Source organism: Variovorax sp. F042, assembly GCF_057814215.1.
Map to the genome: position 1 here is coordinate 15,497 of NZ_JBVASX010000012.1, position 15,868 is coordinate 31,364.

At 68.4% G+C, this 15,868-nt stretch carries 10 protein-coding genes; 8 read left to right on the forward strand and 2 right to left on the reverse strand.

Translation table 11 applies throughout. The features are described from left to right. The first annotated feature begins 98 nt into the window (after positions 1 to 98). From ACZYSP_RS27465 to ACZYSP_RS27500, 8 genes are all read left to right on the forward strand, one after another. Positions 99 to 7,604 carry a non-ribosomal peptide synthetase gene (locus ACZYSP_RS27465; protein WP_489017752.1) on the forward strand — a complete coding sequence of 2,502 codons (7,506 nt, stop codon included), beginning with the start codon at positions 99 to 101 and terminating at the stop codon, positions 7,602 to 7,604. Between the two features lie 10 nt (positions 7,605 to 7,614). Then, on the forward strand, positions 7,615 to 8,934 hold the full coding sequence (locus tag ACZYSP_RS27470) for a glycosyltransferase (protein ID WP_354336709.1): 1,320 nt from the start codon (positions 7,615 to 7,617) through the stop codon (positions 8,932 to 8,934). A 29-nt stretch (positions 8,935 to 8,963) separates the two neighbouring features. Continuing rightward, positions 8,964 to 9,185 carry an MbtH family protein gene (locus ACZYSP_RS27475; RefSeq protein ID WP_093055474.1) on the forward strand — a complete coding sequence of 74 codons (222 nt, stop codon included), beginning with the start codon at positions 8,964 to 8,966 and terminating at the stop codon, positions 9,183 to 9,185. A 172-nt stretch (positions 9,186 to 9,357) separates the two neighbouring features. Continuing rightward, positions 9,358 to 10,605: an acyltransferase family protein gene (locus ACZYSP_RS27480; RefSeq protein WP_489017755.1), complete on the forward strand. Its 1,248-nt coding sequence runs from the start codon at positions 9,358 to 9,360 to the stop codon at positions 10,603 to 10,605. Between the two features lie 74 nt (positions 10,606 to 10,679). Beyond that, a complete protein-coding gene (locus ACZYSP_RS27485; RefSeq protein WP_093059408.1) occupies positions 10,680 to 11,645 on the forward strand; it encodes a LysR substrate-binding domain-containing protein in 966 nt (321 codons plus the stop codon). A gap of 93 nt (positions 11,646 to 11,738) precedes the next feature. Then, positions 11,739 to 12,314, forward strand: coding sequence for a Dps family protein (locus ACZYSP_RS27490; RefSeq protein WP_093059406.1), 576 nt, complete (start codon positions 11,739 to 11,741; stop codon positions 12,312 to 12,314). Further along, complete coding sequence (gene ubiA, locus ACZYSP_RS27495) at positions 12,304 to 13,203, forward strand: 4-hydroxybenzoate octaprenyltransferase (protein WP_093059404.1); 900 nt, start codon at positions 12,304 to 12,306, stop codon at positions 13,201 to 13,203. Before ACZYSP_RS27490 ends, ubiA begins: the two co-directional genes overlap by 11 nt. 8 nt (positions 13,204 to 13,211) lie before the next feature. Further along, on the forward strand, positions 13,212 to 13,682 hold the full coding sequence (locus ACZYSP_RS27500) for a MaoC/PaaZ C-terminal domain-containing protein (RefSeq protein ID WP_093076154.1): 471 nt from the start codon (positions 13,212 to 13,214) through the stop codon (positions 13,680 to 13,682). Positions 13,683 to 13,684: 2 nt separating this feature from the next. Here the strand turns inward: ACZYSP_RS27500 and proC are convergent, their stop codons facing one another. Beyond that, the gene (gene proC / locus ACZYSP_RS27505) at positions 13,685 to 14,542 is read right to left on the reverse strand and encodes a pyrroline-5-carboxylate reductase (RefSeq protein ID WP_093174242.1); all 858 of its coding nucleotides are present in this window, start codon (positions 14,540 to 14,542) and stop codon (positions 13,685 to 13,687) included. Then, positions 14,539 to 15,675, reverse strand: a complete 1,137-nt coding sequence (locus ACZYSP_RS27510) for an esterase-like activity of phytase family protein (protein ID WP_256216726.1) — start codon at positions 15,673 to 15,675, stop codon at positions 14,539 to 14,541. Before ACZYSP_RS27510 ends, proC begins: the two co-directional genes overlap by 4 nt. Between the last annotated feature and the right edge of the window lie 193 nt (positions 15,676 to 15,868).

Sequence of the window (15,868 nt, forward strand, 5' to 3'; positions counted from 1 at the left end):
TGAAATTGTTGAAACAGCTTGTACATTGATTCGGAGTTTGCGATTGTTTCCTGAGGGATTCGATCGCTGCCGATTCAATTCAAGACGTGGAGAAGTTCATGAGCACGGTCGATCCCCAGGGCGCCGCATCTGCCCTTACCTCGGGTCAGATGGCGATGTGGCTCGGCGCGAAATTCGCCTCGCCCGACACCAACTTCAATCTCGCCGAAGCCATAGAAATCGACGGCTGGATCGACCCCGCCGTCTTCATGGCCGCCATGCGGCAGGTGACCGAAGAGGCCGAGGCCACGCGCCTGAGCTTTGCCGACACCCCGCAGGGGCCGCGCCAGATTGTCGCGCCCGCTTTCATGCGCGAAATGCCTTACCTGGATTTCAGCGGCGCAGAGGATCCGGCCGCCGCCGCGCAGTCGTGGATGCACGCCGACTTCAGCCGCAAGGATGACCTGGCGCGGGACCAGCTCTGGATGTCCGCGCTGATCCGCATCGCGCCCGAGCGCCACATCTGGTACCACCGCAGCCATCACATCGTGCTCGACGGTTTCGGCGGCGGCCTGGTTGCGCGCCGCTTCGCCGATGTCTACACCGCCCGCATCAACGGCACCGAGGTGCCCGAGGCTTCGCGCATTGCGCCCATCTCGCAACTGGCCGAGGAAGAGAAGGCCTACCGCGAGTCCGGCCGCTTCCCGCGCGACCGCCAGTACTGGACGGAACGCTTCGGCGACGCGCCCGATCCGCTGAGCCTTGCTTCGCATCGCTCGGTCAACGTTGGCGGGCTGCTGCGCCAGACGGCGCACCTGCCGGCCGCCAGCGTGCGGGCCCTGGCGGACATCGCGCAGCAACTGGGCACCACGCTGCCGCAGATCCTGATTGCCACCACCGCGGCCTACCTGTACCGCGCCACCGGCATCGAGGACATGGTGATCGGCATTCCCGTCACGGCGCGCCACAACGACCGCATGCGACGCGTGCCCGCGATGGTGGCGAACGCACTGCCGCTGCGGCTCGCGATGCGCCCGGACCTGCCGGTGCCTGAGCTCATCAACGAAGTGGGCCGGCAGATGCGGCAGATATTGCGGCACCAGTCGTACCGCTACGAGCACCTGCGCAGCGACCTGAACATGCTGGTCAACAACCGGCAGCTGTTCACCACCGTGGTCAACGTCGAGCCCTTCGACTACGACTTCCGCTTTGCCGGGCACGCCGCCAAGCCGCGCAACCTGTCCAACGGCACGGCCGAGGACCTGGGCATCTTCCTGTACGAGCGCGGCAACGGGCAGGACCTGCAGATCGACTTCGACGCCAATCCGGCGGTCTACACCGCGCAGGAGCTGGCCGATCACCAGCGCCGGCTGCTCGCCTTCATGACGGCGGTGATCCGCCAGCCCGACCAGGCCATCGGCCACATCGACCTGCTGCAAGCCAGCGAGCGCGAGCAACTGCTGGTGACGTGGAACGACACGGCCCATGCGGTGCCCGACACCCATCTCACCGCGTTGATCGAGGCGCAGCTTGCCGCCAACCCGCAGGGCATTGCATTGCGCTTCGCCGGCGAGGACATGCGCAACGACGAGCTCAACCGGCGCGCCAACCGCCTCGCGCATCTGCTGCGCGCACGCGGCGCGGGCCCGGAGCGCACCGTGGCGCTGGCCATTCCGCGTTCGCTGGACCTGATGGTGGCCTTGCTTGCCACGCTGAAGACCGGCGCCGCCTACCTGCCCGTCGACCCGGACTTTCCGCAGGACCGCATCGCCTTCATGCTCGGCGACGCGCAGCCGGTGTGCGTGGTTACCACCGCGGCGCTCGCGGAGTCGCTGCCGGCTGGCGCCCCGAAGCTTCTGCTCGATGTAGCGCAAACGTTTGCGGATCTGGCGAATTGCGCCGAAACCGATCCCGCCGTCGCGATCGATTCCTCGCACCCGGCCTACGTGATCTACACCTCGGGCTCGACCGGAAAGCCGAAGGGCGCGGTCGTGTCGCACCGCGCCATCGTCAATCGCCTGCGCTGGATGCAGGACCGCTACGGCCTGCAGGCCGATGACCGCGTGCTGCAGAAGACGCCGTCGAGCTTCGACGTGTCGGTGTGGGAATTCTTCTGGCCGCTGATCGACGGCGCCACGCTGGTGCTGGCAAAGCCGGGCGGCCACAAGGACGCGGCGTACCTCGCGGGGCTGATCGCAGACGAAGGCATCACCACGATCCACTTCGTGCCGTCGATGCTGGAGGTTTTCCTGCTCGAACCCATGGCCGCCAATTGCACCTCGCTGCGGCGCGTGATCTGCAGCGGTGAGGCCTTGTCGCCCGCGCTGCAATCGCAGTTCCAGCAGATCCTGCCGTGCGAGTTGCACAACCTCTATGGGCCAACCGAGGCCGCTGTCGACGTCACTTCGTGGGAGTGCCCGCGCACGCCCGAAGACGAGCCGTCGTCGAAGAGCGTGCCTGCCGTTCCTACCGTTCCGATCGGCGGCCCGATCTGGAACACGCAGATGCACGTGCTCGACAGCGGCCTGCAGCCGGTGCCGCCCGGCACGACTGGCGAGCTGTACATCGCAGGCATCGGCCTGGCGCGCGGCTATCTGAACCGCCCGCTGCTGAGCGCCGAGCGCTTCATTGCCAACCCGTACGGCGAACCCGGCAGCCGCATGTACCGCACCGGCGACCTCGCGCGTTGGCGCGCCGACGGCAGCCTGGACTTTCTCGGCCGTGCCGACCAGCAGGTGAAGATCCGCGGCCTGCGCATCGAGCCGGGCGAGATCGAATCGGCGCTGCTGCAGCATCCGCAAGTCGCACAGGCCGCGGTGATCGCGCGTGAAGACGTGCCGGGCGAGAAGCGCCTTGTGGCCTACGTCGTGGCGGCCGATGCGGCCGACCCGCAGGCAGCCGAGCTGCGCACCCACCTCGCGCAAACGCTGCCCGAGTACATGGTGCCCTCGGCCTTCGTCGGCATGCCGGCCTTGCCGCTGGGCCCCAGCGGCAAGCTCGACCGCAAGGCGCTGCCGCCGCCCGAACTGCAGGCGGCCACGCCTTATGCCGCGCCTCGCACGCCCACCGAACGCATCCTCGCGGGGCTCTGGGCCGAGACGCTGCACCTGCCGCGCGTCGGCATCAACGACAACTTCTTCGAGCTCGGCGGGCACTCGCTGATGATCGTGCAGCTGATCTCGATGATCCGCCAGCAGTTCATGATCGACCTGCCGCTGGACACGCTGTTCCAGGTCTCCACCATCGCCGGCCTCGCGGAGCTGCTGGACCAGGCCTCGCAGGCGCGGCCCAGCCTCACGCCGATGCCGCGCCCGGCGCGCATTCCGCTGTCGTTCGCGCAGCGCCGCCTGTGGCTGATGAACCAGCTCGAGAACTCGAACCCGGCCTACAACATGCCGCTGGCCCTGCGCCTTTCGGGCGTGCTCGACCGCGATGCGCTGCAGGCCGCGCTGGACGACCTGGTGCAGCGCCACGAAAGCCTGCGCACCATCTACCCGAACGAAGACGGGCTGCCGTACCAGCAGATCCTCGATGGCGCACAAGCGCGCGCGCTGCTGATCGAAGCCGACAGCAGCGAAGACGAGATCGCTGCCCAGTTGCACGCCGCGGCACGCCTCGGTTTCGACCTCGGCAACACGGCCCCCTTGCGCCCCCATCTGTTCAGGCTGGCCGCCGACGAGCACGTGCTGCTGCTGCTGACGCACCACATCGTCGGTGATGGCGCCTCGCTGCTGCCGCTGGCGCGTGACCTGAGCATCGGCTACGCCGCACGCAGCGAAGGCAAGGCGCCCGGCTGGTCGCCGCTGCCGCTGCAATATGCCGACTACGCGCTGTGGCAGCAGGAACTGCTCGGCAGCGAAGACGACGCCGAGAGCATGGCCGGCCGCCAGCGCGAGTTCTGGCGCGAGACCCTGCGCGACCTGCCGGAGCGGCTGAGCCTGCCGGTCGACCGTCCGCACCCGGCCGTTCCCAGCTACCACGGCGACGTGGTGCCGGTGCAGATTCCGGCGCATGTGCACGAGCGCATGCTGCAGCTGGCGCGCGACGGCCAGGCCAGCGTCTTCATGGTGCTGCAGGCCGCGCTCGCGGGCTTGCTGAACCGGCTGGGCGCGGGAGACAACATCGTCATCGGCACGCCGGTTGCCGGCCGCAGCGATCATGCGCTGGACGACCTGATCGGCTGCTTCGTCAACCCGCTGGTGCTGCGCACCGACACCTCGGGGCAGCCGGGCCTGCGCGACCTCGTCGCGCGGGTGCGGGCCACCAACCTTGCCGCGTATGCGAACCAGGAGTTCCCGTACGACCGGATCGTGGAGCTGCTGCGGCCGCAGCGTGCGGGTGCCAACCTGCCGCTGTTCCAGGTCATGCTGGGATTCCAGCAGGGCGGCAACCGGTTGTCGTTCAGCCTGCCCGGCCTGTCGATCACGCCGCAGCCGGTGGCCGTGGACACCGCCAAGTTCGACCTGTCCTTCATCCTCGACGAACTGCGCGGCGCCGATGGTCTGCCGGGCGGCATTGCCGGCGGCATCCAGTACAGCACCGACCTTTTCGACCGCAGCACCGTCGAAGCCATCGCGGCGCGACTGGTGCGCCTGCTGGAGCAGGCCTGCGACGCGCCCGACGCTGCGCTGGGCAGCCTGGACATCCTGAGCGACGAAGAAAGTCAACGCATGCTTGCCGACTGGAGCGGCAGCACGCTCGACATCGCGCCGCTCTCGCTGGCCGCCATGGTGGAGTCGCACGCCGCCGAGCGTCCGAATGCACCGGCGGTGGTGCTCGACGGCGCGACCGTCAGCTACGCCGCGCTCGACGTGCGGGCCAACCGGCTTGCGCACCTGCTGCGGGGCCGGGGCATCGGCGCCGGCGCCATCGTTGCGACGGTGTTGCCGCGTTCGCTCGATCTCGTCGTGGCGCACCTTGCCATCGTGAAAGCAGGCGCGGCCTACCTGCCCATCGACCCGAATCACATGGCCGGGCGCAGTGCCTTCGTGTTCGGCGAGGCGGCGCCCGCAGGCGTGCTGACCCATGCATCGCTGCTGCCGGAGCTGGCCGGCATTCCGCATTGCCTGGCGCTCGACAGCGACGAAACGGTCGCCGCACTGGCGATCCAGTCTGACGACCCCGTGTCGCAGTCGCGAGCGGTCGATGCGCGCGATGCCGCCTACGTCATCTACACCTCCGGCTCCACCGGCCTGCCCAAGGGCGTGGTGGTGCCGCATGCCGGCCTGAGCAGCCTTGGCGCATCGATGGCGCAGCGCTTTGCCATCGGCCACGACTCGCGCGTGCTGCAGTTCTCTTCCAGCGGCTTCGACGCTTCGGTGATGGACCTGCTGATGGCCTTCCACGCTGGTGCCGCGCTGGTGGTGCCGGCGCCGCAGCAGCTGCTGGGCACGGAACTGGCCGAGCTGCTCGAGCGCCAGGCCGTGAGCCATGCGCTGATTCCGCCCGCCGCGCTGGCAACCCTGCCGCACGGCGAATTCCCGCACCTGCAGACGCTGGTGGTGGGCGGCGATGCCTGCCCCGCCGCGCTGGCCGCGCGCTGGTCGCAAGGTCGTCGCATGATCAATGCGTACGGCCCGACGGAGATCACCATCTGCGCGAGCACGAGCGCGCCGATGAATGCCGAAGAGCAGCCCTCCATCGGCCAGCCGGTCTGGAACACGCGGGTGTACGTGCTCGACGACAGCCTGCAGCCGGTGCCGCCCGGTGTCGCGGGCGAGCTCTACATCGCCGGCAGCGGGGTGGCGCGCGGCTACCTGAACCGCCCGCTGCTCAGCGCCGAACGCTTCATCGCCAACCCCTTCAGCGAACCCGGCAGCCGCATGTACCGCAGCGGCGACCTGGTGCGCTGGCGCAGCGACGGCAGCCTCGACTTCCTGGGCCGCGCCGACCAGCAGGTGAAGATCCGCGGCTTCCGCATCGAGCTGGGCGAAATCGAATCGGTGCTGCTGCAGCACCCGCTGGTGACGCAGGCGGCAGTGATCGTCCGCGAGGACGTGCCGGGCGAGAAGCGCCTCGTGGCCTACGTGGTCGCTGCGGCCGATCCGCAGCCGATCGAGTTGCGCGCCCACATGGCGAAGGCGCTGCCCGACTACATGGTGCCCTCGGCCTTCGTCCACCTGCCGTTCCTGCCGCTGACCCAGAGCGGCAAGCTCGACCGCAAGACATTGCCGGCGCCCGAGCAGCAGGCCGCTGCGCCATACGCTGAACCCCGCACGCCCACAGAAAGGCAACTGGCCGTGCTCTGGGCCGAGACGCTGCACCTGGAACGCGTCGGCATCCACGACAACTTCTTCGAGCTCGGCGGGCATTCGCTGATGGCCATCCAGCTCGGCATGCGCATCCGCCAGCAGGTGCGTGCGGACTTCCCGCACGCCGAGGTCTACAACCGACCGACCGTCGCCGAACTCGCCGCGTGGCTCGACGACTCTGCCGGCACGGCCGAGGCGCTGGACCTGTCGCGCGAACTCGATCTGCCCGCGCACATCCGCAGCCAGGATGCTTCGCCGCCGCTGGCTGCAAAGCGCGTGTTCCTGACCGGCGCCAGCGGCTTCGTCGGCAGCCACCTGCTGGCTGCGCTGCTGCGCGACACATCGGCCTGCGTGGTCTGCCACGTGCGCGCCGTCGACGAAGAGGCGGGCAAGCGCCGCCTGAAGCTCACGCTGGCCCAGCGCCAGCTCGGCGCGATCTGGAACGACACGCGCATCAAGGTCGTCACCGGCGACCTCGGCAAGCCGCTGCTCGGCCTCGACGACAGCGCCGTACAACTGGTGCGCGACGGCTGCGACGCCATCTACCACTGCGCCGCGCAGGTCGACTTCCTGCATCCTTATGCCAGCCTGAAGCCCGCCAATGTCGACAGCGTGGTCACGCTGCTCGAGTGGACGTCGCAGGGCCGGCCCAAGAGCATGCATTACGTCTCGACGCTGGCGGTGATCGACCAGAACAACAAGGACGGCACGGTCACCGAGCAGTCGGCTCTTGCTTCCTGGAGCGGGCTGGTCGACGGCTACAGCCAGAGCAAATGGGTCGGCGATGCGCTGGCCCGCGTGGCGCAGGCACGCGGCATGCCGGTCGCGATCTACCGGCTGGGGGCGGTCACCGGCGACCACACCCACGCGATCTGCAACGCCGACGACCTGATCTGGCGCGTGGCGCATCTCTATGCCGACCTGGAAGCGATTCCCGACATGGACCTGCCGCTCAACCTGACGCCGGTGGACGACGTGGCGCGCGCCATCCTCGGCCTTGCGGGCCAGCAGGCGTCGTGGGGCCAGGTGTTCCACCTGATGAGCCAGGAGGCGCTGCGGGTGCGCGACATTCCCCCGGTGTTCGAACGGCTCGGCATGCGGCTCGAACCGGTGGGGCTCGAGCCCTGGCTGGAGCGGGCGCATGCACGGCTCGCCGTGGGGCAGGACCGCGACCTTGCGGCGGTGCTGGCGATTCTCGACCGCTACGACACCTCGGCCACGCCGCCGCAGGTCAGCGGCGCGGCCACGCATGCACAGCTCGAAGCCATCGGCGCGGCGATCCGCCCGGTGGACCGCGAGCTGCTGCAGCGCTACTTCGTCGACCTCGGCATCGACACCAAGGCACGCCGTGCCCTGGAAACCAGCGCTTCATAGGAGACTCGACATGGCACGCTATCTCATCGCGGCAACCGCATTGCCGGGACACGTGTTGCCGATGCTGGCCATCGCCCAGCATCTGGTGAACCTCGGGCACGAGGTGCGGGTGCACACCGCGAGCCGGTTCCGGGCGCAGGCCGAGGCCACCGGCGCGAGCTTCACCGCCTTCGACGCCGCGATCGACTTCGACTACCGCGAACTCGACCAGCGCTTTCCGCAGCGCCAGCGCCTGCCGTCTGCGCATGCGCAGCTGTGCTTCGGCCTGAAGCACTTCTTTGCCGACGCCATGGCCGCGCAGCGGGCCGGCCTGGGCGCGATCCTGCAAGACTTCGAGGCCGACGCCATCGTGGTCGACACGATGTTCTGCGGCACCTTTCCGCTGCTGCTGGGGCCGCGCGAGCATCGCCCGGCGATCGTTGCCATCGGCATCTCGGCGCTGCCGCTGTCCAGCTGCGACACGGCCTTCTTCGGCACCGCGCTGCCGCCGTCGTCCACGCCGGAAGGGCGCGTGCGCAACCGGGCGATGAATGCCAACCTCAAGCAGGCGATGTTCGGCGAGGTGCAGCGCTACTTCGATGCGTTGCTGACGTGCGCGGGCCTGCCCGCGCTGCCGGACTTCTTCATCGACGCCATGGTCAAGCTGCCGGACCTGTATCTGCAGCTGACGGCGGCGTCCTTCGAATACCCGCGCAGCGACCTGCCCGCCTCGGTGCGTTTTGTCGGCCCGCTGCTCGCGCCCGCCAGCCGCGACTTCACGCCGCCCGACTGGTGGCACGAGCTGGACGACGGCCGTTCGGTCGTGCTGGTCACGCAGGGCACGCTGGCCAACCAGAACCCGGCGCAGCTGATCGGTCCGACCTTGCAGGCGCTGGCCGGGGCGAAGGACATCCAGGTCATCGCCACCACCGGCGGCCCGCTGCCGGCCGCGCTGAACATGGCGGTTCCGGCCAACGCGCGCGTGCTGCCGTTCCTGCCCTACGACCGGCTGCTGCCCAAGGTGCATGCGATGGTGACCAACGGCGGCTACGGCTCGGTCAACCATGCGCTGAGCCTCGGCGTGCCGCTGGTCGTGGCCGGCGCCACCGAGGAAAAGCCCGAGATCGCCGCACGCGTGGCGTGGTCGGGCGCGGGCATCAACCTCGGCAACGGCCAGCCGAGCGCACGCCAGATCGGCGACGCCGTGCGCAGGCTGTTGAGCGAACCCAGCTACCGCCAGCGTGCGGGCGTGCTGCGCGAGGACTTCGCGCGCCATCACGCATTGACCGAAATCACCACGGCCCTCGTGGCGCTGCGCGAGGCAGCGCCCGAGTCCGTGGAAATGGCTTGAACGCCTGAACCCATTCAAGGAAATCGACCATGAGCAATCCGTTTGACGACAAGAACGCCACCTTCCTGGTGCTGGTGAATGAAGAAGGCCAGCACTCGCTGTGGCCGAGCTTCATCGAGGTGCCCGCCGGCTGGCAGGTCGCGCTGGCCGCGACCGACAGGGCGGCCTGCAGCGCCTTCATCGAGGCGAATTGGACCGACATGCGGCCGCGATCCCTTGCGGCCATGGACCTCGATGCCGCCAAGGCATGAGGGTGTTTGCCCTGCATCGGCGCGGCGCTGCCTGGGCGTATGCGTCCCGGTTCCGGTCGCCTGCTGCCGATGACGTGAACAAGGAACGCACCGAGCCAGTGGGGGGAGGGGCCAGCGTTCTTGCGAAGACGCCTGGAGCAAGAAGGCAACAACAGAGCAGGCCGCGCCAGCGATGAGCGTCCTCTCCGTCTGGCCGTATTTCGTGCTCGTGCTGGTCGTGCTCGGTGCGCTGGCGCTGCCGGTTTTCCGCGCGGCCGACGAACCGCCGCAGCGCGACCAGCGCACCGCGACGCTCGACGGGCTGCGCGGCTTTCTCGCGCTGAGCGTGTTCGTGCACCACCTGACGGTGACCCACGGCTACATCGAGCGCGGCGAATGGACGTTTCCACACTCGGGCTTCCACACCCTGCTCGGGCAGGTCGGCGTGACGGTCTTCTTCATGATCACCGGCTTCCTGTTCTGGGGGAAATTGCTCGACGCCAAGGGCAGGCCGGACTGGACGAGCCTCTACATCGGCCGGCTCTGGCGCATCGGGCCGATGTACCTGGTGGCGGTGGGCCTGATGTTTTTCATCGTCGCCTGGAGAACCGGGTTCGAGCTCAAGGAGCCGGCCTGGTCCGTGCTGGGCGAGATGCTGCAGTGGCTGGCCCTTGGCATCGTGCCGATGCAGCCCGACATCAACGGCTATGACGGGACAAGGTTCATCCTCGCGGGCGTGACCTGGACGGTTTTCGTGGAATGGCTGTTCTACGGATCGCTCCGGCTGATGGCGCCCCTCGCGCGCGGTGGGCGGACGCCGCGCTTCGTCGCCGGTGCCTTGCTGCTGTGCCTGCTGGTGCTGACGTTCTCCGCGCTTTCGCCGGACGGATCGCTTTGGCAGCCGACGCTTTTGCTTGTGGTCGGCGCCCTGGCGTGGGTGCTGGCGTCGTTCCTCATGGGCATGCTGTCGGCTTGGCTGATCCGTCGCGATGGCGCGAGCATGGCGAGGCTGCGACTGCCGGAATGGGCGGCTTCGTTGCTCGCACTGGCCTGCCTGGGCGCCGTGTTCCTCTGGTTCGAGCACATGGTCGGCCCCATTCAGGCCTTGCTGCTCTGGGTCTTCTTCCACCTGGTCTGCCGCGGCAGCACGCTGTTCGGCCTGCTGGCCACGCGTGCGACCCGGCGCATGAGCACGGTGAGCTACAGCATCTATCTGCTGCAGGGGCTCGTTCTGACCGTGGTCTTCGCGGCACCGCCGGTGCGCGATTTCGCGATGACCGGCGCGCTGCAGTACTGGCTGGTGGGCATCCTCTGCGCGCTGCTGCTCGTGGCGGCCTCGGTCGTCAGCTACCGCCTGGTCGAGAAGCCGGGTATCGCGCAAGGCAAGCGTGCGCGATCGGGCCTGCGCCGGCTGCCCGCCGCACAGGGCGCCCGGCCCTGAGGGGGGCGGATCTGCGCTCTCCAAGACCCCAGGCCTGCCGGGTCACGCACCCTTGCGCATAATTGACGCAAGCTATGACTCTCACCGAACTCAAATACATCGTCGCAGTAGCCCGCGAACGGCACTTCGGCAAGGCGGCCGAGGCCTGCTACGTTTCACAGCCGACCCTCTCGGTCGCGATCAAGAAGCTCGAGGACGAGCTCGAAGTCAAGCTCTTCGAGCGCAGCGCCGGCGAAGTGACCGTTACGCCGCTGGGCGAGCAGATCGTGCAGCAGGCGCAGAGCGTGCTCGACCAGGCGGCCAGCATCAAGGAAATTGCCAAGCGCGGCAAAGATCCGCTGGCAGGTCCGCTGAACCTGGGCGTGATCTACACCATCGGGCCGTACCTGCTGCCCGACCTCGTGCGCCAGGTGATCGCGCGCACGCCGCAGATGCCGCTGGTGCTGCAGGAGAACTTCACTGCCAAGCTGCTCGAGATGCTGCGCGCCGGCGAGATCGACTGCGCCATCATGGCCGAGCCCTTTCCCGACACCGGCCTCGCGATGGCGCCGCTGTACGACGAGCCCTTCATGGCGGCGCTGCCCAACAAGCACAAGTTTGCCGATCGCGAATCGATCACCTCCGAAGAGCTGCAGAGCGAAACCATGCTGCTGCTGGGCACCGGTCATTGCTTCCGCGACCACGTGCTGGAGGTGTGCCCGGAGTTCGCGCGCTTCTCCAGCAATGCCGAAGGCATCCGCAAGAGCTTCGAGGGCTCGTCGCTCGAAACCATCAAGCACATGGTGGCCTCGGGCATGGGCGTGACGCTCGTGCCCCGCCTGTCGGTGCCGGCCGAGGCGATCAAGCCCAAGGTCAAGGGCCGCAAGGAGCCCGAGCAGATGGTGCGCTATCTGCCGGTGCGCGATGCGCACGACCGCGACCCGCCCACGCGCCGCGTGGTGCTCGCATGGCGGCGCACCTTCACGCGCTATGAGGCGATTGCGGCGCTGCGCAACGCGATCTATGCGTGCGAGCTGCCGGGCGTCAAGCGCCTGTCGTAGATCGCTGGGATAGAGTCACGCTGTTGCGAAGCCGCGTGCCGGCTTTCAGAATTCAGGTGTTCTCCCCTCCAAATTGAAGAAAGACCTCCCGCCATGGCCAAAGACTCGAAAAAATCATCGTCCGCCTCCTCCGCCGGCAAGGTGCCCAAGAAGGGCGGTGCGGTGGTTGCGCAGGAGTCGGGCAGCCGCAATGCGCCGATCATCAACATCGGCATCGAGCGCCAGGACCGCGCCGCCATCGCCGAAGGCCTGAGCCGCGTGCTGGCCGACACCTACACGCTCTATCTCACCACGCACAACTTCCACTGGAACGTGACGGGCCCGCACTTCAATTCGCTGCATGCGATGTTCATGGGCCAGTACACCGAACTGTGGGGCGCCACCGACGTGCTGGCCGAGCGCATTCGCGCCCTGGGCCACTACGCGCCGGGTTCGTATGCCGAGTTCAGCAAGATCGCCACCGTGCCCGACGTGCCGCAGACCCCGCCCAAGGCGATGGAGATGGTGCGCATCCTGGTGAAGGGCCACGAAACCGTGTCGCGCATTGCGCGCGAATTCATTCCTGTCGCCGAAGAAGCCGGCGACGACCCGACGGCCGACATGCTGACCGCGCGTTGCACGGTGCACGATCAAACGGCCTGGATGCTGCGTTCGCTCCTTGAAGACTGAGTCCGCTCCCCCCGTCACTGCGCCCGCGCCTCCCCGCGGGCGTTTTGCGTTGTACCTCGACCTGATCCGCTGGAACCGCCCGGCGGGCTGGCTGCTGCTGCTGTGGCCCACTCTCGGCGCGCTCTGGTTCGCGGCGAGCGGCTGGCCCGGCTGGCACCTGCTGGTCGTGTTCACGCTCGGCACCTTCCTCATGCGCAGCGCGGGCTGCTGCGTCAACGACGTGGCCGACCGCGACTTCGATCGCCATGTGAAGCGCACGGCGCAGCGGCCCGTTACCAGCGGCGCGATGTCGGTCAAGGAAGCGCTTGGGCTGGGCATGGTGCTGGCGCTGGCGGCCTTCGGCCTGGTGCTCACGACCAACCGCACGACAGTGCTGTGGTCGTTCGCGGCGCTGGCCATCACGCTGATCTATCCGTTTGCGAAGCGCTTTGTCTCGGTGCCGCAGGCGGTGCTGGGCATCGCATTCAGCTTCGGCATTCCGATGGCCTTTGCCGCGGTGCAGTCGACCGTGCCGGTCTTTGCCGCATGGCTGCTCGCGGGCAACCTGTTCTGGGTGCTGGCCTACGACACCGAGTACGCGATGGTCGACCGCGACGACGACCTCAAGATCGGCATGAAGACCTCGGCCATCACCTTCGGCCGCTTCGACGTGGCGGCAGTGATGGCGAGCTACGCGATCTTCCTTGCGGTCTGGACCTGGGCCGGCGCGAGCCGTTCGCTGGGCGTGCTGTTCTACGTGGGCATTGCCGTGGCCGTGGCGCAGGCGCTGTGGCACTGGCGGCTGATTCGCGACCGCACGCGCGAAGGCTGCTTCAAGGCCTTTCGCCTGAACCACTGGCTGGGCTTCACGGTGTTCGCCGGCGTCGTGGCCGGCTACGCCGTTCGCTGAGAGCGCGCATGCTGGAGCGACTGAAGCAGAAGATCGGCCAGGAGGGCTTCTCTGAATGGCACCGCATCACGCAGGAGATGGTCGATCGCTATTCGGAACTGTCGGGCGACGGCGAAGGCGAGTGGATTCACCTCGACCCCGAGCGTGCGGCGCGTGAGGCGGACTACGGCGGCACCATCGTGCAGGGCTTCTTCCAGGTCTCGCACCTCATCCGGCTGACCGGCGAAGCCATGCGCACGCTGCTGCCCTTCGATTCGAACCATGCGCTCAACTACGGCTTCGACCGCCTGCGCTTCGTGCGGCCGATGCCGGTGGGCGCGCGCTTCAGGGCACGGGTGCGCATCGCGGAAGTGACGCCCAAGCCCGGCGACAGCTTTCTGCTGAAGGAAGAAGTCTGGCTCGAGCTGGAGGACGGCACCGTCACGCTGGCCGCCGAATGGCTGTTCTTCCTCGGGCCGCGCGCGCTGCCTGAGGCCTGAAATCAGTCGCGGCCGAATTCCTCGCCCAGCTCGGCGGCGCGCTTCTGTGCCGCGCGGATCGCGGTCTTGAACTGTGCCTTCACGTCGGCTTGCTGAAGCGAGGTGATGGCCGCGTAGGTCGTGCCGCCCTTGGAGGTCACACGCTCGCGCAGCACCGAGGGAGGCTCGGTCGCGCTGTGCGCCAGCGCCGAGGCGCCGGTGAAGGTGCCGATGGCCAGCCGCTGGGCTTGGTCGGGCGTGAGGCCCATCTCGACGCCGGCTTCGGTCATCGCCTCGATGAAATAGAACACGTACGCCGGGCCCGAGCCGGACATGGCGGTCACGGCGTCGAGTGCCGGTTCGGCGTCGACCCAGATCAGCTCGCCGGTGGGCGCCAGCAACTTCGCGACCGTCGAGCGGTCGGTGCTCTCGACGCCTGGCCGGGCGAACAGGCCGGTCATGCCCTTGCCCACCAGCGCGGGCGTATTGGGCATGGCGCGCACCACGCGTTCCGTGCCCAGCCAGCGGGCGATGCTGCCGGACGGAATGCCCGCGGCCACGCTCAGGTGCAGGGCGTCTTCGGCAAAGTCGCGCACCGCGCGGGCGGCTTCGGCAAAGGTCTGGGGTTTGACCGCCCACACCACCACGCCGCAGCGCGACAGGGCCTCGCCCGCCTCGGCCTTCGCGACGATGCCGAAGGACTGGGCCAGCTTCGTGCGGGCCTCCTCGAAGGGCTCGACCACCTCGAACGCATCCGCCGGGGTGCCTTGCTGGATCAGCCCGCCGATGATGGCGCTGGCCATGTTGCCGCCTCCGATGAAGGCGACGGGGGGCAGCGGCGCGGGGCCGGTGCGGGGCAGGAAGGTCACGGCGATGGTCATGGTCGGTCGGCGTATTCGAAGGCTGCGAACTGGGTGATTTGAAGCGGATTGAAATTGTCGTCGCTCACGACCACCAGCATGCGCTTGCCGTTCGGCAGGGGCGGCCCCCAGCACATGCCTTCGGTGTTGTCGAGGCGGGACAGTCCGAGTGCGGCGAAGTCGGCCACCAGCGTCCTGGCGGCCGGCCGGTGGTTGCCTGGTGCCAGCGTGTCGACCGCGAGCACGTCGCTGGCAGCGCGGGTGTCGATTTCGTAGAGGCGCAGCGAATTGCCGGCGCCGGTGGCGTAGGCGCGCTCCAGCACCAGCATGCGGTCGGCGTCGAGCATCAGGATCTCGCTCACGCCGTTATCGGCGTAGCTGCCGGGAATCAGCGGGCGCAGCGGGATGGCGTCGGGAATGTAGGCGATCTGGCGGTCGGCCTGGCCGGTTTGCAGGTCGATCCGGGTGAAGCGGCAGGGGCCGCCGGGCGCGCCGGTGGTGGGCTTGGGGCCGTCCTGGATCAGGGCGTTTTCCATTGCCAGCCAAGCGAAGCGGCTGTCGGGCGTGAGGGCGACGCCTTCGAAGGTCAGGTTGTCGCGCGGGCCGCGGCGCAGGGCCGGGTCGGGCCGGAACATCGCCGGCATCGGGAATTCGCGCAGGAAGCGGCCGTCGCGGGCCGATTCGTACAGCGCGGGGCCGAAACCGCGGGCGATGTCGCCCTCGCTGGTCCAGAGCAGGGTGTTGGTCGTGGGGCGCAGCCGCAGGGCTTCGGGGTCGGGCACGGGAAGCCCATCGACCGCGTGGCGACGATCCGGCCAGGGTCCGCCGCCGGGGCGTTGCAGCTGCACAACGCCCGTCGGTTCGGGCTGTTGCGCGGCCTGTGGGTGGGGCCAGCGGGCGATGTAGTAGCGCACGGGTGCCAGGTCTGACCGGTCATCGCTGATGAGCAGGTACTCACCTCGGATCGGGTCGTAGTCGATGCCGGAGAGGCCGCCGACCACGGTGCCTTCTATATGAAGGCGGTGCGGCCAGCGCGCCTCGCCAATGCGGCGCAGTCGGCCAGGGTCCGGATTCGGAGTCGCGCTCTTGCAGCCGGCCAGGCCCAGCGCTACCAGGCTGGCCCCGCCCGCCAGCAGGTGACGACGCTGGAGCAATGGGGGCGAAAAGGGTGGTTTCAGGGGCTGGCGCACGCCCCGGAGTCTAGTGGCAGCGCGAGATGGTGTAATGGGGTTGTTGACATCGGCATTAGTGCGTGCAACAATCGCGGGCTTCGCTTCTAAAAGGCGAAGCTTTCAGCCCAAAGCGGAAGTGCCTCGAGTGGTTCGAGGCATGGACGACGGGCCCAAG